Source organism: Labrys methylaminiphilus subsp. lupini (genome assembly GCF_051161885.1).
Classification (GTDB): domain Bacteria; phylum Pseudomonadota; class Alphaproteobacteria; order Rhizobiales; family Labraceae; genus Labrys.
In genome coordinates, this window is the sequence record NZ_JBMDIH010000001.1 from 2588630 (window position 1) to 2608918 (window position 20289).

Below are 20289 nucleotides of genomic sequence, written 5' to 3' on the forward strand. Positions count from 1 at the left end.
TGACTTGCATGAACTCAATGTGCCGTAATGATCGGACAAAAAGACGGTCTGCCAGTCAGTAACTCATCGGACCAATGGCCAACCCCACAGGCACGCTGTATAGTGAGCGTAATTTCAGGCTGTATGCCAGCAAGGCCGCTGCGCAAGGTGGATGAGAGCCCAGCGCAGCCCCGTGCAAGGCGGATCGAGAACGGCGCTCATCCCCGAAGGCCTCTGCAAGACGCGCGGAAACCCTCCACTTCCCTCCCCCTTCTCTTACAAATAATTGCGAAAGACCTTCCAGCTTAGCCGGCTGTTGAAAGCCTTGTGTCTCAAGGCAAAGCAACGGAGAAAGGAATGGTTTGAAGCTGGTATCTTGCCGCGTCAAACGAATGGTAGCCGCGATCCCGTCCGGGAAGAACAATCCGGCGCGGGCCTCAGCTGATGTTTTCGGATCGGAACATGGTTCCCGCCCGAAAGCACCAGCAAAGAACTTGAGAAGACGCAGCAATTTCTGGTCTCATCCTTTGGGTTGAAGCAGAAATGCTGCTTAGGGAGTCATAACGCTCGGCAGAGGCCAGCCTCGAACAGGCGATCGAGATCGCTTTACAGGGATGGCCAGACGCGCGACCAAGGTCATGCGCGTGCCGCAAGAGAGGAAGCAAACCGTGCTGGACGCGTTTTTCAAACTGAAGGAACAGGGCACCTCGGTGCGGACGGAGGTGATCGCCGGCATCACCACCTTCCTCACCATGGCCTATATCATCTTCGTCAATCCGGAGATCCTGTCGACCACCGGCATGGACCGCAATGCGGTCTTCGTCGCGACCTGCCTGGCCGCGGCCCTCGGCTCGCTGATCATGGGCTTGGTCGCCCGCTGGCCGATCGGCATGGCGCCGGGCATGGGCCTGAACGCCTTCTTCGCCTTCACCGTCGTCGGCACCATGGGCTTCACCTGGCAGCAGGCGCTGGGCGCGGTGTTCATCTCCGGCTGTATCTTCCTGGTCCTGACCGTCACCGGCGTGCGCAGCTGGTTGATCGCCGGCATTCCGCACTCGATGCGATCGGCCATCGCGGCCGGTATCGGCCTGTTCCTCGGCATCATCGCCCTCAAGAGCTCGGGCATCGTGGTCGCCAGTCCCGCCACACTGGTTACCCTGGGCTCGCTCAAGGAGACCGGCACGCTGCTGGCCATCCTCGGCTTCTTCATCATCGCGGCGCTCGACGTACTCAAGGTTCGCGGCGCCATCCTGATCGGCATTCTCGTCATCACCGCGCTTTCGATCGCACTCGGCGTCAGCAAGTTCGGCGGCGTCATCTCCATGCCGCCCTCCATCCTGCCGACCTTCCTGCAGCTCGACCTGGTCGGCGCCATGCATGCGGGCCTGGTGCATGTCATCCTGGTATTCGTGCTGGTCGAGGTGTTCGACGCCACCGGCACGCTGATCGGCGTTGCCAAGCGCGCCGGCCTGATCCAGCCCGACAAGCCCAACCGCCTCGGCCGCGCTCTGCTGGCCGACAGCTCCGCCATTCTCGCCGGCTCGCTGCTGGGTACCTCCTCAACCACCGCCTATGTTGAAAGCGTGTCCGGCGTGCAGGCTGGCGGGCGCAGCGGCCTCACCGCCATCGTCATCGCCATCCTGTTCCTGGCCGCGCTGTTCTTCTCGCCGCTCGCCGGTTCCGTGCCTGTTTACGCCACTGCGCCCGCTCTGCTCTACGTGGCCTGCCTGATGATGCGCGAACTGCTCGAAGTGGAGTGGGACGACATCACCGAGGCCGCTCCGGCCGCGCTGACCGCGCTGATGATGCCCTTCACCTATTCGATCGCCAACGGCCTCGCCTTCGGCTTCATCAGCTATTGCGCTCTCAAGACCCTCACCGGCCGGCCGGGCCAGGTGCATCTCGCCACCTGGCTGGTCGCCGCGCTGTTCGTCGTCCGCTTCGCCTTCTTCGCGGGCGGTTGAGCCTCCGATCCTCGGACATGGCACAAGCAAGAAGGCCAGGGCAGCATGCTTGCCCTGGCCTTTTTCATATCGGCAGAAAGATCAAACGTAGGACAGCACGCGGCTCGCCAGCTTGGCCGTCCGCTCGTCATCGCGACGCGGGCGCGGCAGGTCGATGGCCAGGTCAAGCGCCACGGCGCCTTCGCGCAGCACGATCACCCGATCCGCCAGCGCTACCGCTTCCGACACGTCGTGCGTGATGAGGATGGCGGTGAAGCCGTGCTCGCGCCAGATTCGCGACAGCAATTGATGCATCTCCACCCGCGTCATGGCGTCGAGCGCGCCGAAGGGCTCGTCGAGCAGCAGGATGTCGGGCCGGCTGACCAAGGCGCGCGCCAGCGCGACACGCTGCCTCTGGCCGCCCGACAACACGCTCGGCCATTCATTGGCCCGATCCCCCAGCCCCACCTCGTCGAGGGCAGCTTGGGCCAGGCCGCGCCAGCTCGGACCGCGGGCGATGCCGACATTGCCGATCACGCGCTGCCAGGGCAGCAGCCGCGCGTCCTGGAACATCAGACGGGCTCCGGCATGTGCGCTTCGCGCGGCCGTTCCGCCGATCTCCACCTCGCCGGCGCTGGGACGGTCGAGGCCGGCAATGAGACGCAAAAGCGTGGATTTGCCGCCGCCCGAACGCCCGACGACGGCGACGAACTCGCCCGGCTTGATGGTGAGATTGAGCCTGTCGAGCACGACGCGGTGATCGAAGGCTTTGGATGCCCCTTTCAGCTCGATCGCCAATCCCTTGGGCTTGGGGGACGGCGCGACGAAATTCGACGGCGCCAGGCTGTTGCGGGTCAATTCGGGAGTGAAATAGCCGTCTTCGACATGGAGCAGAGCGTGGGTCAAGCTAGTGCCTCCCGGCGGGGTCGCGCATAGGTGGGATGCCATTGCAGGGCGGCCTGTTCGAGCAGCTTCACCAGCGTGTCGGAGAGCTTGCCGAGCACGGCATAGATGATCACGCCGAGCAGGATGACGTCCGTCTGCAGGAATTCGCGGGCATTCATGGTCATGTAGCCGATGCCCGATGAAGCGGAGATGGTCTCAGCCACGATCAGCGTCAGCCACATGATGCCAAGGCCGTAGCGCAGGCCCACGAAGACCGACGGCAGGGCGCCTGGCAGGATCACCCGCCAGAATCGCGCCACCGGGCCCAGGCCGTAGACACGAGCCATCTCGGTGAGATGCGGATCGATGGTGCGGATGCCGTGATAGGTATTGATGTAGACGGGAAAGAGCACGCCGAGGACGACCAGGAAGATCTTGGCGCTCTCGCCGATGCCGAACCACAGGATCACCAGCGGAATGATGGCAAGGTGCGGCACGTTGCGCAGCATCTGCAGGGTGGAGTCGAGCAAGAGCTCGGCCGGGCGCCAAACGCCATTGGCGACGCCGAGCGCGAAACCGATGAGGCCGCCAATGGCAAGGCCCTGCAATGCGCGTCCGGCGCTGACGCCGACATTGTGCAGGAGGCTGCCATCCTGGAGTGTCTGCCAGAAGGCGAGCGCCACCGCACTCGGTGCCGAGAGCACCCGCGCCTGCAGCCAGCCGAGATCGGCGGCAAGCTCCCAGCCGGCCAGCAGCAGCACGGGCAGCAGCCAAGGAATCAATCGTCTAATCAGGCGCTGGGTCAGCCCATTGATGCGTTGCGATGCCATCGGTCCCTCCCCGCTCAGAGCGTCACGCCGGGACGTAGCGCGTCGGCGATCTTGATCGCCTTCGGGATGAGGCCGAGCTTATGGAAGGTGTCGGCAATCTGCTGCTGGGCGGCCACCGTCTCGGCAGTGATCGGCTGCACGTTCCAGGACTGCCGGCCGAGCGCCAGCTTGAGCACCGGCGCGGGAATGCCGACGGCGGGGGCGAGTTCCTTCGCCGCCTCGTCGACATGGTCCTTGGCCCATTGGTCGATCTCATTGATGGCGGCCAGGACGGCGTCGATCGCGGCCGGATTGGCCTCGGTGAAGGAGCGTTCACCCAGATAGAATTGCCGGTTGGCGACCAGTCCCTCGCCATTGGCGAGCTGGCGCGCTTCGACGGCGATCTCGGCCGCCGCCTGGAAGGGGTCCCAGATCACCCAGGCATCGATGTCGCCATGCTCGAAAGCGGCTCGTGCGTCGGAAGGCGTCAGGAACACGGTCTGAATGTCGCCATAGGCCAGACCCGCCTTCTCCAGCGCCTTGACCAGAAGATAGTGAACGTTCGATCCCTTGTTGAGCCCGACCTTCTTGCCCTTCAGCTCCGCCACCGATTGCAGCGGGCTATCCTTGCGCACCAGGATCGCCTCGCTGAGGGGGGCAGCCGGTTCGTTGGCGACATAGACCAGGGGTGCGCCAGCGGCCTGGGCAAAGATCGGCGGAGCCTCACCGGTGATGCCGAAATCGAGCGCACCGACATTCAGGGCTTCCAGCAATTGCGGCCCACCGGGAAACTCCGTCCAGGTCACGCCGAAGCCGAGCGGCTCGAGCTTGCGTTCCAGATTCCCGCGCGCCTTGAGCAGCAGGAAGGTGCCGTATTTCTGATAGCCGACGCGCACCGTCTTCGCCGCGGCGCGCGCGGGTCCAAGGGCGGCGGTCACGGCAAGTGCGGGCGCGGCGGCAAGCAGGAAGCGGCGGGTCCAGAGCGCGGTCATCAGGTCATCCTTAGGCATATCGGCCTCTATAATCCCAATAGTTGATAGATTTAGTCAATAATTAATTTCCCGCCCCGGCTGCATGGAATTTGGCCTGCAATCCGGCCTCTTCTTCCAGTGCGGATCGTTCACGATCTGATTCCGTTCTGGTACCTAACTCTCTGGCAGAAAAGTGTTATTTCGGCAGCTCGTCGTTATAATTCTATATAGTCTATAAAATCAGTTGACTTATAAATACCGCCATGGTCGATTTCACACAGAGATTCAACCAGACGGTCCAACGCCATGACGACTTCAGCCGAAAGCCTGTCTATCCTCGATTTCCGCTGGTTCGAGGCCGGGCCGGCAGAGCGCAAGGCCTTCCTGGAGGACCTGCGCGAGGCAGCCCGCGGCCCCGGCTTCTTCTACCTGACCGGTCACGGCATCCCCCAGCAGCTGATCGGTGACGTGCTGCGCCTGTCACGTCGCTTCTTCGACCTGCCCGAACAGGACAAGCTGGCGATCGAGATGATCAACTCGCCGCATTTCCGCGGCTATAACCGGGCCGGTTTCGAGCATACGCGCGGCAAGCCGGACTGGCGCGAGCAGGTCGACATCGGCGCCGAGAAGAGGGCCCGTCCCCTCGACCCCGCAACCCCGGCCTGGCACCGCCTGCAAGGTCCCAATCAATGGCCCGCAGCCCTGCCCGAATTGCAGCTCATCACGCTGCGCTATCTCAGTGAAATCACCCAGCTCGGCGTTCGTGTCCTCAGTGCCTTCGCGCTTGCCTTGGGCCAGAAGGCTGATGCCTTCGAGCCGATCTACACACCCGAACCCAACCAGCTCCTCAAGATCGTGCGCTATCCCGGCCGCGAGGCCAGCGAGGGCGACCAGGGCGTCGGTGCCCACAAGGATTCGGGTTTCCTCACGCTGCTGCTGCAGGATGTGCAGGGTGGCCTGCAGGTCGAGGGAGAGCATGGCTGGATCGAGGCACCGCCCATTCCCGGCACTTTCGTCGTCAATATCGGCGAGATCCTTGAACTGGCTTCGAACGGCTATCTGCGCGCCAACATCCATCGCGTCGTCTCGCCGCCCGCCGGAACCGACCGCCTGTCGGTGCCCTTCTTCCTCGGCGCCAATCTCGAAGCCGAAGTACCGTTGCTGACACTTGCACCGGAACTCACAGCCGAAGCACGCGGCTTGACGCAGGACCCGCTCAATCCGCTCTTCCGCGAGGCCGGACGCAACTATCTCAAGAGCCGCCTGCGCTCTCACCCCGACGTCGCCCGCCGCCACCATTCCGACCTGATCGATACCAGCAAAACCGCACAGGTCGCGTCCGCCTACTGAACCGAAACTACTGACCTCAAGCCCCTCCTCCGGAGCCATTCGCATGACCACCGACTCCCGGCATTTCGAAACCCTCGCTCTGCATGGCGGCAGCTATCGCGCCGATCCGGCCACCGGTGCGGTGGCGGTGCCGATCTACCAGACCACCTCCTACCAGTTCCAGGATACCGGCCACGCCGCGCGCCTCTTCGCGCTCGAGGAGCTCGGGAACATCTATACGCGCGTGCAGAACCCGACGACCGACGCGCTGGAACAGCGCATTGCCGCCCTCGAGGGCGGCGCGGCCGCCCTGGCTGTCTCGTCGGGGCAGACGGCCTCGGCCTATTCGATCCTCAACCTCGCCCAGGCCGGCGACAATATCGTCTCGTCCACCGACCTCTATGGCGGCACCTGGACCCTGTTTGCTTCGACCCTCAAGCAGTTCGGCGTCGAGGTCCGCTTCGTCGATCCCTCCGATCCGGAGAATTTCCGCCGGGCGAGCGACGACAAGACCCGCGCCTTCTATGCCGAGACGCTGCCCAATCCCAAGCTGCAGGTGCTGGCAATCCGCGAGATCGCCGACATCGGCCGCTCGATCGGCATTCCCCTCATCGTCGACAATACCGCCGTGCCGCTGATCGCCCGCCCGCTCGAACATGGCGCGGCCGTCGTGGTCTATTCGGCGACCAAATACATCGGCGGCCATGGCACCTCCATCGGCGGGCTGATCGTCGATGGCGGCAATTTCCCCTGGGAAGACCATGCCGAACGCTTCCCGCTGCTGACCCAGCCGGACGACGCCTATCACGGCGCCATCTGGACCGAGGCCGCCAAGCCGCTCGGGCCGATCGCCTATATTCTGCGCGTGCGGGTGAAGCTCCTGCGCGACGTCGGCGCGGCCCTGTCGCCCTTCAACGCCTTCCAGCTGCTGCAGGGGCTGGAAACCCTGCCGCTGCGCCTGCGCCAGCACAATGAGAACGCCATCAAGGTGGCGGACTTCCTCGCCAAGCACCCAGGCGTCAGCCATGTCATTTTCCCCGGCCTGCAGTCGGACGAGAACCGCCGTCGCGCCGAGGCCTATCTCAAGGGTGGTTATGGCGCCCTGGTCGGCTTCGAGCTCAAGGGCGGTGTCGAAGCCGGCAAGCGCTTCATCGACGCACTCAAATTGCTCTACCACGTCGCCAATATCGGCGATGCCCGCTCGCTCGCCATCCACCCGGCCTCGACCACCCATCAGCAGTTGACGCCGGAAGACCAGCTCGCCACCGGGGTGACGCCCGGCTATGTGCGCCTGTCCATCGGCATCGAGCACCCGGACGACATCATCGCCGACCTGACCCAGGCCCTGGCCACTGCCGAAGGCGAGCACGACGCAGCGGAACGTAAGGCGGCCTAAAACATCGCTCGAGAATAGCGCCTGTCATCCCCGGCCGAGCCTCACAAGCTTGCTTGTGAGTGCGAGGGGAAGGGGATCCAGGGACTGAAGGGCTCGACTGATGGCCCCTGGCCCCCCTTCCCTCGCTTCGCTCGCCGGGGATGACAAAGTCTTTTCACCGCCCAGCCGGCCACGGATGAAACCCATGTCCAAACTTCCCACTTTCTCGCGCCGCAGGGCGCTCAAACTGGCCGGAACGGCCGGTGCTCTGGCCTCTCTCGGCGCCGTCAGCGGCCGGATCTTCTCGCCGGCCATCGCAGCTCCCGCGCCCAAGATCCGCCTGGCCTGGACGGAGGTGGCCGCCTGCCATTCGCCGCTCGGCTTCGGCGTGGCCAAGGGCATCTACGCCAAGCACAATCTCGACGTCGAGTTGTTCTACCAGGGCGCCAGCGGCCAGACGCTGATCCAGGCTCTCGCCACCGGCAAGGCCGATGCCGGCGCCGGCCTGATCGGAGACTGGCTGAAGCCCCTGGAGCAAGGTTTCGACGTCAAGCTCTTCGTCGGCTCCCATGGCGGCTGCCAGCGCCTGCTCACACGCAAGGATTCCGGCATCAAGACGCTGGCGGACGCCAAGGGCAAGACCATCGCCACCTATGGCATCGGCGCTCCGCCCCAGGTCGCTTTCCAGGTCAGCTTCGCCAAGGCCGGGCTCGATCCGGAAACCGACGTGACCTGGAAGGCCGTGCCCTTCGATCTCGTCGGCGAGACGCTGAACCGGGGCGATGTCGATCTTGCCGCCCATCTCGATCCCTGGGCCTGGGCCATCGAGAAGCAATTCGGCTTCACCAAGATCGCCGACACCCAGACCGGTTATTACGAGAACCACACCTGCTGCGTCCTCGGCGCCAACGGCCCCTTCCTGGAAGCGAACAAGGATGCGCTGCGTCGCCTCGCCGAGGCGAATATCGAGATCCATGAATATACCGCCAACCATCCCGACGAGGTGGCGCAATGGTATTTTGAAACGCTCAAGCCCGCCGGCCTGACGACCGCTCAGCTCACCGAAATCCTGGGAACGCTGGTCTACCACAACCATCCGATCGGCCAGCCGCTGATCGACCAGATCCGCCTGGCGGCTGAAGATCTCAAGCTGGTCAAAGTGCTCGATCCCACCACCGATCCCAAGGAGTTCGCCGAGCGGATCACCATCAACCTGCTCGCCTGAGGCCTTGTCATGAGCGATACCCTGCGCGCGCCCAACTCCGGAGTCCTCAAGGCGAGGCCGCCTTCACAGGCTTCCCTGCAGGCCCTCTGGAACGGCGTGTGGAAGCATGGGCTGCTTGCCTCGGCCGCTCTGACGGCCACTGCGGGCATCACGATCGGCTTGCCCGACGTGGTCCCCTGGGGCAGCGCTGGTCTGTTCGCCGCCCTTACCGGCACGGCGGCGCTGGTCTTCCTGGCCCTAGCCTTTGCCGTGCACCGTCTTGGCGGGCTGGGACGCACGCTGCTGTATTACGGTCCCTGGTTCGCTGCCATCGGCGTCTGGCTGGCGCTGTGGGAACTCTCGACAGCCAAGACCGGCTGGCTGCCCAAGCCGTTCTTCTCGCCTCCGCATGGCCTGCTCCACGTCTACGTCACCGAGAGCCAGCGCCTTCTGATCTGCATCGCCTATTCGCTGCGCCTATGGTCCGCCGGCTTCTTCTGCGGCATCGCCGTCGGCTATGGGCTCGGCATTGCGCTGGGCTGGTCGAAGCGCTTCAGCTATTGGGGCATGCCGATCCTCAAGCTGATCGGCCCGGTTCCGGCCACGGCCTGGATCCCCTGCACCTTCTATTTCTTCCCCAATACCTTCGATGCCAGCGTGTTCATCGTGGCGCTTGCCTCCGGCATTCCCGTCGCCATCCTGACGGCCTCCGGCGTCGCTTCGGTCAACCGGGCCTATTACGACGTTAGCCGCATCTTTGGCGCCAAGAGCTGGTACCTGATCCGCAACATCGCCATTCCCGCCTCCCTGCCACATGTCTTCGTTGGCCTGTTCATGGGCCTCTATTACTCATTCGCAGTCCTGGTGGTCGCCGAGATGCTCGGCGCCAAATACGGGCTCGGCTGGTACATCCAGTTCCAGACCGCCTATTCGGGCTATGCCAACGTCTACGCAACGCTGCTGATCATGTCCGTCATCTGCGCCGGCATCGTGAAGCTGCTCTTCGTGCTGCGCGATCGCCTCCTCACCTGGCAGAAGGGCTTCATCTGATGGCTGTCTCCGGCCACAGCATCGGCATCGACGTCCACGGCGTCAGCCATCATTTCGATCTCTCGGGCGCGGAACTGCCCGTACTGGATGGCATCGATCTCAAGGTCGCGCCCGGCGAATTCGTCGCCCTGCTCGGTCCCTCGGGGTGTGGCAAGTCCACCCTTCTTCGCCTGATCGCAGGATTGGAGCCTCCCGCCACCGGCACGATCCTGGCCGACGGCAAGGCGGTCGGGGCACCCGATCCCTCCCGCATCCTGGTCTTCCAGGACCCGACCCTGTTTCCCTGGCTCACCGTCCGCAAGAATGTCGCGGCCGGGCTGGAGGCGCGCGGCGTGCTCGCCCGTCAGCGCCATCGCATAGGCCATGCCTTGTCTCTGGTCGGGCTCGAGCGCTTCGCCGATGCCTATCCCCACCAGCTTTCGGGCGGCATGGCCCAACGAGCCTCGCTCGCAAGGGCCCTGGTGCACGACCCCGCCCTGCTGCTGCTCGACGAGCCGCTGGGCAAGCTCGATTCCCTGACACGCCTCGCCCTGCAGGACGAGTTGGTGTCGCTATGGCAGCGCACGGGCTTCACGGCGTTGCTCGTGACCCATGACGTCGAAGAGGCGCTGCTGCTCGCGTCGCGCGTTATCGTGTTCTCCGACCGGCCCGCGCGGATCAAGGCGGAATTTCCTATCGACAAGCCCTATCCCCGCCATCGCGACGACGTGGACTTGGTGCATCTGCGCCGGGAAATTCTGGCGGCGCTGGGATTGGTCCTTTCATGAGCGTCCTGCCCTTATATCCGCGAATTCTCCTCATCCTGGGAGTAGCCATCGTCACCCTGTCCCTGCTCTGGTGGTGGATTACCTACAGGGATGTGATCGGCTACAATTATCTCTCGCTTCCCGATGCCGGGCTTTGCCTTGTCAGCAACAGCGATATTTGCCAGCTTGCGAAATCGCTGTGTCGCGGCACCCACCCTCTGGCGATTGTGGCCTATTGGTCGGCCAGCCTGTGGATCGGTGTCGCGGCGCTCTGCGCCAGCCTCGCGACGGGGACGGCACGAGACGCCTGAACAAAGACTGCCGGTACGAGTTCCGGAGTCGGATCAACAAGATGCGGGGCCTCGCTCAACTTCAGAATCTGAATCATCGACCGTCGGCACAACCCTTCCAGCTTCCGGCGTCGTTCAAAGGACACCAAGAGGATCACAAGATGCCATTCTCGCTCCCCCTCCGCTCCCTCATCGGCAAGCGGGCGGCCCGGCTGACATCCGCGGCGGCTGCCGTCGCCATGATGGCGACCGCCGGCATGGCCCAGGCCGCCGACGTCACCGTCGCCTCCAAGATCGATACCGAAGGCAATCTGCTCGGAAACCTGATCGTGCAGGTGCTGGAATCCCACGGCCTGTCGGTCAATAACCGGGTCGGGCTCGGCACCACGCCGATCGTGCGCAAGGCGCTGGTCGCGGGTGATATCGACCTCTATCCCGAATATACCGGCAATGCCGGCTTCTTCTTCAACAAGGCCGATGACGGCCTGTGGAAGGATGCGGCCAAGGGCTATGCCGAAGCCAAGAAGCTCGACTACGACGCCAACAAGCTGGTGTGGCTCGATCCGGCCCCCGCCAACAACACCTGGGCCATCGCCATCCGCAAGGATGTGGCTGACACCAACAAGCTGAAATCGCTCGACGATTTCGGTAAGTTTGTCACCGGCGGCGGCAAGGTGAAGCTGATTGCCTCGGCCGAGTTCGTCAACAGTGCCGGCGCCCTGCCCGCCTTCCAGACCACCTATGGCTTCAAGCTCTCGTCCGACCAGCTCGTGGTGCTTTCGGGCGGCGACACCGCCTCCACCATCAAGGCGGCGGCCGAGCAGACGGACGGCGTCAACACCGCCATGGTCTATGGCACGGATGGCGGTATCGCCGCGGGCAACCTCGTGGTGCTCGACGACGACAAATCGGTCCAGCCCGTCTATGCGCCGACCCCGGTCATCCGTGAATCCGTACTCAAGGCCCATCCCGAGATCGCTGAATGGCTGAAGCCGGTCTTCGCCAGCCTCGACCTCACCACGCTGCAGGAGCTCAACGGCCGCATCCAGGTCGACGGCGAGGCGGCAAAGGACGTGGCAACCGACTATCTCAAGAAGAAGGGTCTGGTGAAGTGAGTGCAGGCGCCGGGGAGGTTCAAGCCGACAACGGTGCTTTCCCGGCGCCGCCCGCCGCCACGGGCACGCGTGCCCTGGCCTTCGACAAGCTCGGCGTCGTGATGGCCGTCATCGCCGCCGCGGCGCTGTTGCTGCCTTTCGCCAATTTCCGGCCGAGCCGCATCGGCCAGGCCCAGGGCATCGGCTTCATCCAGGCGCTTCCCGCAAGCCTTGCCTGGGCCAGCCTGGCCCTGCTCGTCCTCTGCCTGATCTTGCTCCTGCGCCGGAGTTCCCCGCGGCTCCGGCTCTCCCTGGCGGCCGGTGCCTTGGTGCTCCTGGCCATCCTGATCGGCCTGGTGCCTGAGGTCCTGATCCCACCAGGCAATGCCAGGCCGCGGGTCGGCCCTGCCGCCGGGTTCTGGCTGCTCGCCTTCTCCTTCGCCATCCTGCTCACCGACGCGTTGGTCAAGCTGTCGCTACGCCCGGCCCAGAGGGTTGTCGCCCTGCTGCTCACGCTGGCGGTCTTCCTGGCCTTCCTGCTCTCGGGGCACTGGAGCGGGCTGTCGATCATGAAGGAATACAACACCAACGGCTCGGGCTTCGCCGCCAATGCAGGGGTGCACGTCACGCTTGCCCTCACCTCCCTGCTCGGCGCCCTGGTCGTCGGCCTGCCGCTCGGCATTCTCTGCCAGCGCCAGCCGGGATTGCGCAGCGTGGTGCTGCCGGTGCTCAACATGATCCAGACGATCCCGTCGCTGGCGCTGTTCGGCCTGATGATTGCGCCGCTGACCTATCTGGCCAAAACCTATCCCATCGTCGAAGCCATCGGCGTGCATGGCACCGGCGCCTCGCCGGCCTTGATCGCGCTGTTCCTCTATTCCCTGCTGCCGGTGGTTTCCAACACGGCGATCGGCCTCGACTCCGTTTCCTTTAACGTCGTGGATGCCGCCCGCGGCATGGGCATGACGCAGTGGCAACGCCTGTTCCAAGTCGAGCTGCCCCTCGCCTTCCCCGTCATCCTGACAGGTGTTCGCATCGTGCTGGTGCAGAATATCGGCCTGGCCACCATCGCCGCCTGGATCGGCGGCGGCGGCTTCGGCGTCTATGTGCAGAACGGCATGGGCGCCACGGCGATCGACCTCGTTTTGCTCGGTGCCATCCCCACCATCGCCCTCGCCTTTTCGGCAGCCATCATCCTCGATGCCATCGTCGACACGCTTAAAGGACGGCACGCATGATCGAAGTCAGGCAAGTCAGCCGCCGTTTCGGCTCCCAGCTGGCCGTCGACGATGTCTCGCTCATCATCGAGCGCGGCACGATTACGGTGCTGGTCGGCACCTCCGGCAGCGGCAAGTCCACGCTGCTGCGCATCATCAACCGCCTGATCGAACCGACTGCCGGCACAGTCCTGATCAATGGCCGCGACACCTCCAGCCTGTCGGGTGAGGAGCTGCGCCGGGGCATCGGCTATGCCATCCAGGGCCACGGTCTCTTCCCGCATTGGACGGTGGCCCGCAATATCGGCACCGTGCCGGGCCTGCTCGGGTGGAACCAGGCTCGTATAGCCAAGCGCGTCGACGAACTGCTCCGCCTGTTCGATCTCGACCCGGCCACCTATGCCGAAAAACTGCCGCATCAATTGTCCGGGGGCCAACAGCAGCGCGTCGGTGTCGCTCGCGCTCTGGCCGCCGAGCCGGCGGTCTTGCTGATGGACGAGCCCTTCGGGGCGCTCGACCCGATCATCCGGGCCAAGGCGCAGGAGGATCTGCTCGCTCTGCAACGCCGGCTCGGCATCACCGTCGTCCTGGTCACCCACGACATCGAAGAGGCCATGCTGCTGGGCAACCGCATCGGCGTGATGGATGGCGGCAAGCTCCTGCAATATGCCACACCGACGGAAATCCTCACCAATCCGGCTCCCGGTTTCGTCGAACGCCTGATCGGCGGCCCCGACCGCTCGCTGCGCCTGCTCTCCTTGCTCAAGGTCGCCGATTCCGTGCAGCCGGGTACCGCCGAGGGCAAGCCCGTGCAGGAAACCGCGACGCTGCGCGATGCACTCTCCGAGTTGCTGTGGGCTGGCACGCAGGCACTGCCGGTGGCGGCAGCGGATGGCACGCCGCGCGGCCGCATCACCCTGCCGGCCATCCTGGGCCAGGCAGGCGCGGAAGCGCATCGCGTGGAAAGCTCGCCCGCATGAAATGGCTCGGTTACGGCGCCAGGGCGCTCGCCCTCATCCTGTTGCTGCTGCTGCTGTTGGACACGGAGCTGTTCACGCCGGTCCTGGCGCCCCTCAACGACAATGGCGCACCGGCTGTCTATCGCCAAGGCAGCCTGCTGTTCCTCGCCCTCAGCCATCTCGGCTTGGTCGCCGTCTCCACCCTGATCGGCGGCACATTGGCCCTTGTCGCGGGTATCTTCGTGACACGGCCGGCGGGCGCCGAATTCCTGCCGCTGTCGCGCACCATCGTGAATATCGGCCAGACCTTCCCGCCGATCGCCGTGCTCGCCATCGCCGTGCCCTCGCTCGGCTTCGGCGCTGAGCCCACCTTGCTGGCCCTCACCCTCTACGGGCTGCTGCCGATCTTCGAGAACACCATGGCGGGCCTGAAGAGCGTTCCGACCACCGCTCTCGACGCGGCCCGCGGCATGGGCATGACCGGCTGGCAACGCCTGACCAAGGTGGAGCTGCCGCTCGCCCTTCCGGTGATCCTCACCGGCATACGCCTCTCCTTCGTGGTCAATCTCGGCACGGCCACCATCGGCTCCACCGTCGGTGCCAAAAGCCTCGGCGAAGTGATCATGGCCGGCATCACCACCACCAATACCGCCTATATCCTGCAAGGCGGCGTCATCGTCGCGCTCCTCGCCGTGCTCATCTACGATGCGCTCGGCAGCCTCGAGCGTTCTCTCGCCAAGCGTGCCGGCACAGCCAGCGAACGCTGATCCCAAGCGTTTTGCGATCTGGCGGTCATGCCAGCAATCGCAAAACGCTCAAGCCAATCCGTCGGATTGGCTTGGAAACAAAGAGTTAGAGCGAAAGCACCTTTCCTTCCCAACGCGCTTTGCTCCTGAGGAAGTTGCCATGAACGCCTCGAACAGCCGCAAGCTCTCGCGCCGGACCCGAAGTCCGGGTGCCGTATCCGACCTGATCTGGGACAGGCTGGTGGACGAAGCACAGGAGGCCATCGTCGCCGAACCGCAGCTCGCCACCCAGTTCTACGCCAGCGTGCTCGACCACACATCCTTCGAGGATGCGCTCATCCAACGCCTGGTCCAGCGCATCGAACATCCGGATATGCCTGCCTCCGTGCTGCGCCACGCCTTCCGCACGGCGATGGCCGCCGATCCCGGCATCTGCCTCGGCATACGCGCCGATATCCAGGCCGTGCTCGAACGCGACCCGGCCTGCAAGCGCTATCTGGAACCACTGCTCTACTTCAAGGGCTTCCATGCCCTGCAATTGCATCGCCTCGCCCACTGGCTCTGGCATCATGGCCAGCGCAACTTCGCGCTCTATCTGCAAAGCCGGATTTCCGAGGTGCTGCAGGTCGACATCCACCCCGCCGTTCCGATCGGGCGCGGCATCTTCTTCGACCACGCCACCGGCATCGTCATCGGCGAGACGGCAGTGATCGAGGACGATGTCTCGATCCTGCAATCGGTGACGCTGGGCGGCAGCGGCATCCGCTCCGGCCAGCGCCATCCCAAGATCCGCAAGGGCGTCCTCATCGGCTCGGGCGCCAAGCTGATCGGCAATATCGAAATCGGCGAAGGGGCCCGCATCGGCGCCGGCTCGGTGGTGACGGCTCCGGTACCGCCGCACAAGACGGTGGCGGGCGTGCCGGCCCGCATCATCGGCGACACGCCGAGTGCCGAACCGGGGCGGACCATGGACCAGATCTTCTTCGACGTCGGGCTCTGAGGCGGGGCACAACACCCAATTTCATATTGTTCATTAGTTTATAAAACCAGTAGACAGTGTGTAATAAATCATTCTACGATCACATTCTGCTGAATGGATGAAACAGCTGACAGGGATTGGAGCGGTCGCTGCCGATCTTGCCATCGCGGTGTAATCGCCCGATCATGCCTGGAGGCAATGGCATCCTTCCGAAAACCACTGATCCCGGCGCATGCTGCCAGGCCGGTGACATAAGAGAGCAACGGGGCGCCCTGTCGTGGATACCGACCGCGCAGGGAATGAAAGGGACTTTCATGCTGAACTCAGTCAAACGCGGCTTCAGGCGGAACGCCGGTATCGCCATCGCCGCGCTCGCGGCCGGCTTCATCGCGGCGGCGCCGGCTCAGGCCGGTCCCACGCTCGACAAGATCAAGGAGCGCGGCGTCATCAAGGTCGGCGTCGGCAGCCAGGCCGGATTCTTCGCGCCCGACGCCAATGGCCGCTGGCAAGGCTTCTTCGTCGATTTCGGCCGGGCTCTCGCCATTACCGTGTTCAACGATCCCGACAAGGTCGAATTCACCAATTCTTCGCCCCAGCAGCGTCTCCCCGCCCTGCAGGCCGGCCAGTTCGACATCCTGCTCTCGGCCGTGACCCAAACCATCACCCGCGCCTTCAAGCTCAATTTCCATTTCGGCCCGGTGGTGTTCTATGACGGCCAGGGCATCCTGGCGAAGAAGTCGCTCGGCGTGACCAAGGCCGCGGAGCTCGACGGCGCCACCATCGGTGTGCAAAGCGGCACCACGGGTGAACAGAACATCGCCGATTTCTTCAAGAAGGCCGGCAAGACCTACAAATCCGTGGTGATCGAGGACACCGCAACCTTCACCCAGGCCCTGACCTCCGGCCGCGTCGACGCGCTGACGCAGGACGGTACCGATCTCGGCCTGCGCCGCGCCGCCCTGCCGAACCCGGACGAGTATGTGCTGCTGCCCGAGCGCCTGTCCAAGGAACCCCTGGCACCGGCAGTGCTTGGCGGCGACGACCGATGGCTGGAGATCGTGAACTGGACCGTTTACGCCACCATCCAGGCCGAGGAATTCGGCATCACCAGCGAGAACGTCGATTCTTTCCTTACCAGCGAGGATCCGGCGATCAAGCGCTTCCTCGGCGTCGACCCATCGCTCGGCCAGGCCATTGGGCTCGATCCGAAATTCGCCTACAACATCATCAAGAAAGTCGGCAATTACGGCGAGATCTTCGAGCGCAATCTCGGCAAGAGCACGAAGATCGGCTTCGATCGCGGTCTCAACAATCTCTGGACCAAGGGTGGCCTGATCTATTCGCCTCCCTTCCGTTGAGATGCAATGGGGAGCGGGTCTTCGGACCCGCCCCTTTCAGGGTCTTTCGAACAAACCGGGGGAAGGCCGGGATAGGGCATCGCGCCCCCTCATCCGCCTGCCGGCACCTTCTCCCGCAGGGGGAGAAGGGGGATCATTAGGGAAGGCGCTGGCTAGCCGGTCGCCTTCTCCCCCTGCGGGAGAAGGTGGCACGAAGTGCCGGATGAGGGGTTACTCCGCTCTATCGGGACTTCAGTCTCCAACACCTTGAAAGGGGCGGGTCTTCGGACCCGCCCCCATGGGATGCCTTTATGGCCGATACGATCAGCATAGTGTCCCCTGATGTTCCCGGCCCCATCGGCAGGATCCGCCGGTGGTGGGGCGCGCACCCCTATGGTCAGCTCCTGCTGATCGCCGCTTTGGCACTGTTCCTCGGTCTCATCTGCCATAACATCCTGGGCAGCATGCATCGCCTGGGCATGGCGCCCGGCTTCGACTATCTCTGGCAGCCGGCCAATTTCGACATCACCGAAAGCCTGCTCGTCTATCAGGCCGGCGACAGCTATGCGCGTGCCATCGCGGTCGGCCTTCTCAACACGCTCAAGCTCGCCGTGCTCGGCTGCCTGTTCGCCACCATTCTCGGCACGAGCCTGGGCATTGCCCGCCTGTCCGGCAATCTGCTGCTCTCACGCCTCGTGCAGGCCTATGTCGAGTTGATCCGCAATACGCCCCTGCCCCTGCAGCTTTTCTTCTGGATCGCGATGACCCAGGCCCTGCCCTCCACCCGGCAGGCCCTGCAGCCCTTCTCCTCGACCTTCCTGTCGGTGCGCGGCATCTTCCTGCCCTGGGTCGAGATTGGCAATGGCGAAAGCCTGTGGTTGCTGGCCCTCGTGCTGATACTGCTCGCCTTCGGCGTGAGGGCCTTCCTCCGTCGCCTGCAGCATCCCCTGTCGGCTCTCGGTCTTTTGGGCGTATCAGCCCTCTTTCCCGCCATCGCCCTGATTTGGATCTTCATCGCCAACGTCACCTTCACGCCGGACCTGCCGGTGCTGCAAGGCTTCAACATTCGCGGCGGCATCACGCTGACACCGGAATTCGCCGCCATGCTCGTCGGGCTGACGATCTATTATTCCGCCAGCATTTCCGAAAGCGTGCGCAGCGGCATCGAATCCGTCAATGCAGGCCAATGGGAAGCGGGCCGGGCGATCGGGCTGCCGCGCGGGCGCATCATGCGCCTGATCGTGATGCCGCAGGCGATGCGCGTGATCACGCCCTTGATGACCTCGAGCTATCTCGACCTCACCAAGGACACCACGCTCGGCATCCTGATCGGCTTCACCGAGGTGACCGCCATCATCAAGACGAGCGCCAACAACACCGGCAATGCCGTCGAGACCATCATCGTGCTGGTCGCCGTCTTCCTGGCCGTGAGCATGCCGACCTCATACCTGATCAATCTCTATAATCGCCGCATGGCCCAGCGCGGGATCATCGCCAAATGAGCACGGTGTCCCTCCCCGATGCGCTCCGGCCCCGCTCGGCCCAACGCTGGCAGACGATCAAGGCCGGCCTGTTCTCCTCGCCGCTCAACACGGCGATCACGCTCATCGTGCTGGGCCTGGTCGCCTGGGTCGGCTCGTATCTGATCGATTGGGCCTTCATCCGGGCGACCTGGTCGGGCACCGCGCAGGACTGCCAGGCCAATGGGGGCGCCTGCTGGGCTTTCGTCGGCGTCAACCTCAAGCTGATGCTGTTCTGGACCTACCCGTCGGACCTCCTCTGGCGCCCGATTCTCGGCCTGGTCCTGATGTTCGGCCTGGCCGGCCTCAGCACCATCCCGCGCTTCTGGGGGCGCGGCCTGATCCTCGCCTGGATCGCGGTGCCCCTCGTCACCTGCCTGCTGCTGCGCGGCTATTTCTCCGGCATCATCGTCTCCACCAATGATTGGGGCGGCCTGCCGCTGACCATGCTGATCTGGACGATCGCTTATGCCTCGTCCTTCCTGATCGCCATTCCCCTGGCCCTGGGGCGCCGTTCGAGCATGGGCGGCGTGCGGTTGGTGAGCACCAGCTTCATCGAGATCGTGCGCGGCATGCCGATGCTGGTGGTGCTCTATGTCTCAAGCCTGATCGTGCCGATGGCCCTGCCCTATTTCGACGTGAACCTGTTCTTCAGCGTCGAAGTCGCCCTCACCCTCTTCATCGCCTGCTATCTGGCGGAGGTGATCCGCGCCGGCATGCAGGCTCTGCCATCAGGCCAGAACGAGGCGGCACGGGCCTTGGGCCTGAGCTACTGGCAGACCACCGGCCTGGTGATCCTGCCGCAGGCCCTGCGTGCCATCATCCCACCCCTGGTCAATCTGGGCATCGGCGTCCTCCTGAGCACGCCGCTGATCGGCTTCATCGGAATGATCGACTTCCTGACCGCCGTCAGGAACACGGCCGCTACCAATGAGCAGATCTGGCCGCACGCCTATCCGGAGGCCTATGCCTTCGCCGCCCTGGTCTATTTCCTGATCTGCTTCCCGGCCTCGCGCTACAGCCTGTGGCTCGAGCGACGCCTGAAGGCATCGACCAGCCATCAGGCCAAGGACAAGTAGAACCTACACCGAAGCGCAACTTCTTGGGGGGCGGACATCTCAGCCCCGTGAAGTCATGGGGTGATGTCCGCTCTTGGAAACGTCGTATTCGCGGCAAGGGAAGAGTGGACAAGATGTCGGCGCTTCCGGGAACAGAACCTGTTCCCTGGAAATCGCGCTTGACAAAATAATACGGTCGTACATATTGAAATCATGGCACGTGCATCCAACCGTGAAAAACTTCTCGTCGCCGGGCTCGGTCTGATACACGAGCATGGCTTCACCGCTACCAGTGTGCGCGACGTCGTGCGCGCGGCGGGTGTGCCTCAAGGCTGCTTCACCAACCACTTCACGTCCAAGGAAGCTTTCGGCTTGGAAGTGCTGGGTCTCTACCGTAGCGAAAAGCGGGAAGATGCCCACAAGACCTTGCTCGACGACAATAGCCCACCCTTGCAGCGCGTGAGGGCCTATATCGACGCTAGGACGGAGCGGTTCAAACAGAACGGCATGCGCTGCGGCTGTATGTTCGGCAATTTTGCCGCTGAATCCAGCAGCGACAGCGAGGCCATTCGCCATGAATTGCTCGACATCTTCGCCGAGAGCCGGGGCGCCATGAGCTATTGCCTGGAGGCCGCTGTGCGGATGGGCGAACTGCCGGAAGAGTTCGACTGCCACGAGGCGGCCGCCCTCATTCTCTCCTCTCTTCAAGGAGCTTTCCTGACCGCGAAGACGGAGCGCAACGCCGAACCCGTCGAACGCCTCAAGAAATTCCTGTTTGGTTCGATTTTGCGTTGAGGC

General features: G+C 64.1%; 19 protein-coding genes. 16 read left to right on the top strand and 3 right to left on the bottom strand.

Annotated elements, in window-relative coordinates; genetic code table 11:
- The first annotated feature begins 617 nt into the window (after positions 1-617).
- On the top strand, positions 618-1943 hold the full coding sequence (locus tag ACN6KF_RS12220) for an NCS2 family permease (protein WP_434959660.1): 1326 nt from the start codon (positions 618-620) through the stop codon (positions 1941-1943).
- An 81-nt stretch (positions 1944-2024) separates the two neighbouring features.
- On the opposite strand, the gene ACN6KF_RS12225 is transcribed toward ACN6KF_RS12220, so the two are convergent.
- The 3 genes from ACN6KF_RS12225 to ACN6KF_RS12235 are packed head-to-tail and all read right to left on the bottom strand — an operon-like array spanning position 2025 to position 4608.
- Positions 2025-2870: an ATP-binding cassette domain-containing protein gene (locus tag ACN6KF_RS12225; RefSeq protein ID WP_434957087.1), complete on the bottom strand. Its 846-nt coding sequence runs from the start codon at positions 2868-2870 to the stop codon at positions 2025-2027.
- Positions 2825-3637 carry an ABC transporter permease subunit gene (locus tag ACN6KF_RS12230; RefSeq protein ID WP_434957088.1) on the bottom strand — a complete coding sequence of 271 codons (813 nt, stop codon included), beginning with the start codon at positions 3635-3637 and terminating at the stop codon, positions 2825-2827. Before ACN6KF_RS12230 ends, ACN6KF_RS12225 begins: the two co-directional genes overlap by 46 nt.
- A 14-nt stretch (positions 3638-3651) precedes the next feature.
- Positions 3652-4608, bottom strand: a complete 957-nt coding sequence (locus ACN6KF_RS12235) for a sulfonate ABC transporter substrate-binding protein (RefSeq protein WP_434957089.1) — start codon at positions 4606-4608, stop codon at positions 3652-3654.
- Positions 4609-4893: 285 nt separating this feature from the next.
- Here ACN6KF_RS12235 and ACN6KF_RS12240 point away from each other — a divergent pair, with 285 nt between their 5' ends.
- From ACN6KF_RS12240 to ACN6KF_RS12310, 15 genes are all read left to right on the top strand, one after another.
- Positions 4894-5937, top strand: a complete 1044-nt coding sequence (locus ACN6KF_RS12240) for an isopenicillin N synthase family dioxygenase (protein WP_434957090.1) — start codon at positions 4894-4896, stop codon at positions 5935-5937.
- A gap of 43 nt (positions 5938-5980) precedes the next feature.
- A complete protein-coding gene (locus ACN6KF_RS12245; protein WP_434957091.1) occupies positions 5981-7312 on the top strand; it encodes an O-acetylhomoserine aminocarboxypropyltransferase/cysteine synthase family protein in 1332 nt (443 codons plus the stop codon).
- Between the two features lie 184 nt (positions 7313-7496).
- On the top strand, positions 7497-8516 hold the full coding sequence (locus ACN6KF_RS12250; protein WP_434957092.1) for an ABC transporter substrate-binding protein: 1020 nt from the start codon (positions 7497-7499) through the stop codon (positions 8514-8516).
- A 9-nt stretch (positions 8517-8525) separates the two neighbouring features.
- Positions 8526-9545 carry an ABC transporter permease gene (locus ACN6KF_RS12255; protein ID WP_434957093.1) on the top strand — a complete coding sequence of 340 codons (1020 nt, stop codon included), beginning with the start codon at positions 8526-8528 and terminating at the stop codon, positions 9543-9545.
- A complete protein-coding gene (locus ACN6KF_RS12260; protein WP_434957094.1) occupies positions 9545-10312 on the top strand; it encodes an ABC transporter ATP-binding protein in 768 nt (255 codons plus the stop codon). The genes ACN6KF_RS12255 and ACN6KF_RS12260 overlap by 1 nt, the downstream gene beginning before the upstream one ends.
- Positions 10309-10602: a hypothetical protein gene (locus ACN6KF_RS12265; protein WP_434957095.1), complete on the top strand. Its 294-nt coding sequence runs from the start codon at positions 10309-10311 to the stop codon at positions 10600-10602. The genes ACN6KF_RS12260 and ACN6KF_RS12265 overlap by 4 nt, the downstream gene beginning before the upstream one ends.
- 218 nt (positions 10603-10820) lie before the next feature.
- Positions 10821-11696 carry a glycine betaine ABC transporter substrate-binding protein OsmF gene (gene osmF / locus ACN6KF_RS12270; protein ID WP_434959661.1) on the top strand — a complete coding sequence of 292 codons (876 nt, stop codon included), beginning with the start codon at positions 10821-10823 and terminating at the stop codon, positions 11694-11696.
- 101 nt (positions 11697-11797) lie between these two features.
- Entirely contained in the window at positions 11798-12913 is a 1116-nt protein-coding gene (locus tag ACN6KF_RS12275; RefSeq protein ID WP_434959662.1) for an ABC transporter permease, read from the top strand.
- Positions 12910-13872: an ABC transporter ATP-binding protein gene (locus ACN6KF_RS12280; RefSeq protein WP_434957096.1), complete on the top strand. Its 963-nt coding sequence runs from the start codon at positions 12910-12912 to the stop codon at positions 13870-13872. Before ACN6KF_RS12275 ends, ACN6KF_RS12280 begins: the two co-directional genes overlap by 4 nt.
- Complete coding sequence (locus tag ACN6KF_RS12285; RefSeq protein WP_434957097.1) at positions 13869-14618, top strand: ABC transporter permease; 750 nt, start codon at positions 13869-13871, stop codon at positions 14616-14618. The genes ACN6KF_RS12280 and ACN6KF_RS12285 overlap by 4 nt, the downstream gene beginning before the upstream one ends.
- Positions 14619-14757: 139 nt before the next feature.
- A complete protein-coding gene (gene cysE, locus ACN6KF_RS12290; protein ID WP_434957098.1) occupies positions 14758-15597 on the top strand; it encodes a serine O-acetyltransferase in 840 nt (279 codons plus the stop codon).
- Positions 15598-15890: 293 nt separating this feature from the next.
- A complete protein-coding gene (locus ACN6KF_RS12295) occupies positions 15891-16934 on the top strand; it encodes an amino acid ABC transporter substrate-binding protein (protein ID WP_434957099.1) in 1044 nt (347 codons plus the stop codon).
- 290 nt (positions 16935-17224) lie between these two features.
- Entirely contained in the window at positions 17225-18415 is a 1191-nt protein-coding gene (locus ACN6KF_RS12300) for an amino acid ABC transporter permease (RefSeq protein ID WP_434957100.1), read from the top strand.
- Positions 18412-19512 carry an amino acid ABC transporter permease gene (locus tag ACN6KF_RS12305; protein WP_434957101.1) on the top strand — a complete coding sequence of 367 codons (1101 nt, stop codon included), beginning with the start codon at positions 18412-18414 and terminating at the stop codon, positions 19510-19512. Before ACN6KF_RS12300 ends, ACN6KF_RS12305 begins: the two co-directional genes overlap by 4 nt.
- A gap of 192 nt (positions 19513-19704) precedes the next feature.
- Positions 19705-20286 carry a TetR/AcrR family transcriptional regulator gene (locus ACN6KF_RS12310; protein ID WP_434957102.1) on the top strand — a complete coding sequence of 194 codons (582 nt, stop codon included), beginning with the start codon at positions 19705-19707 and terminating at the stop codon, positions 20284-20286.
- Positions 20287-20289 lie beyond the last annotated feature (3 nt).

What these genes read in the sequence shown, in the direction of transcription:
- ACN6KF_RS12285 (WP_434957097.1), top strand. Translation starts at nt 13,869, where the DNA reads ATGAAATGGCTCGGTTACGGCGCCAGGGCGCTCGCCCTCATCCTGTTG.
- ACN6KF_RS12245 (WP_434957091.1), top strand. Translation starts at nt 5,981, where the DNA reads ATGACCACCGACTCCCGGCATTTCGAAACCCTCGCTCTGCATGGCGGC.
- ACN6KF_RS12300 (WP_434957100.1), top strand. Translation starts at nt 17,225, where the DNA reads ATGGCCGATACGATCAGCATAGTGTCCCCTGATGTTCCCGGCCCCATC.
- ACN6KF_RS12220 (WP_434959660.1), top strand. Translation starts at nt 618, where the DNA reads ATGCGCGTGCCGCAAGAGAGGAAGCAAACCGTGCTGGACGCGTTTTTC.
- ACN6KF_RS12280 (WP_434957096.1), top strand. Translation starts at nt 12,910, where the DNA reads ATGATCGAAGTCAGGCAAGTCAGCCGCCGTTTCGGCTCCCAGCTGGCC.
- ACN6KF_RS12260 (WP_434957094.1), top strand. Translation starts at nt 9,545, where the DNA reads ATGGCTGTCTCCGGCCACAGCATCGGCATCGACGTCCACGGCGTCAGC.
- ACN6KF_RS12310 (WP_434957102.1), top strand. Translation starts at nt 19,705, where the DNA reads ATGGCACGTGCATCCAACCGTGAAAAACTTCTCGTCGCCGGGCTCGGT.
- ACN6KF_RS12305 (WP_434957101.1), top strand. Translation starts at nt 18,412, where the DNA reads ATGAGCACGGTGTCCCTCCCCGATGCGCTCCGGCCCCGCTCGGCCCAA.
- osmF (WP_434959661.1), top strand. Translation starts at nt 10,821, where the DNA reads ATGATGGCGACCGCCGGCATGGCCCAGGCCGCCGACGTCACCGTCGCC.
- ACN6KF_RS12250 (WP_434957092.1), top strand. Translation starts at nt 7,497, where the DNA reads ATGTCCAAACTTCCCACTTTCTCGCGCCGCAGGGCGCTCAAACTGGCC.
- ACN6KF_RS12235 (WP_434957089.1), bottom strand. Translation starts at nt 4,608, where the DNA reads ATGACCGCGCTCTGGACCCGCCGCTTCCTGCTTGCCGCCGCGCCCGCA.
- ACN6KF_RS12225 (WP_434957087.1), bottom strand. Translation starts at nt 2,870, where the DNA reads ATGGCATCCCACCTATGCGCGACCCCGCCGGGAGGCACTAGCTTGACC.
- ACN6KF_RS12230 (WP_434957088.1), bottom strand. Translation starts at nt 3,637, where the DNA reads ATGGCATCGCAACGCATCAATGGGCTGACCCAGCGCCTGATTAGACGA.
- ACN6KF_RS12240 (WP_434957090.1), top strand. Translation starts at nt 4,894, where the DNA reads ATGACGACTTCAGCCGAAAGCCTGTCTATCCTCGATTTCCGCTGGTTC.
- cysE (WP_434957098.1), top strand. Translation starts at nt 14,758, where the DNA reads ATGAACGCCTCGAACAGCCGCAAGCTCTCGCGCCGGACCCGAAGTCCG.
- ACN6KF_RS12265 (WP_434957095.1), top strand. Translation starts at nt 10,309, where the DNA reads ATGAGCGTCCTGCCCTTATATCCGCGAATTCTCCTCATCCTGGGAGTA.
- ACN6KF_RS12255 (WP_434957093.1), top strand. Translation starts at nt 8,526, where the DNA reads ATGAGCGATACCCTGCGCGCGCCCAACTCCGGAGTCCTCAAGGCGAGG.
- ACN6KF_RS12275 (WP_434959662.1), top strand. Translation starts at nt 11,798, where the DNA reads ATGGCCGTCATCGCCGCCGCGGCGCTGTTGCTGCCTTTCGCCAATTTC.
- ACN6KF_RS12295 (WP_434957099.1), top strand. Translation starts at nt 15,891, where the DNA reads ATGCTGAACTCAGTCAAACGCGGCTTCAGGCGGAACGCCGGTATCGCC.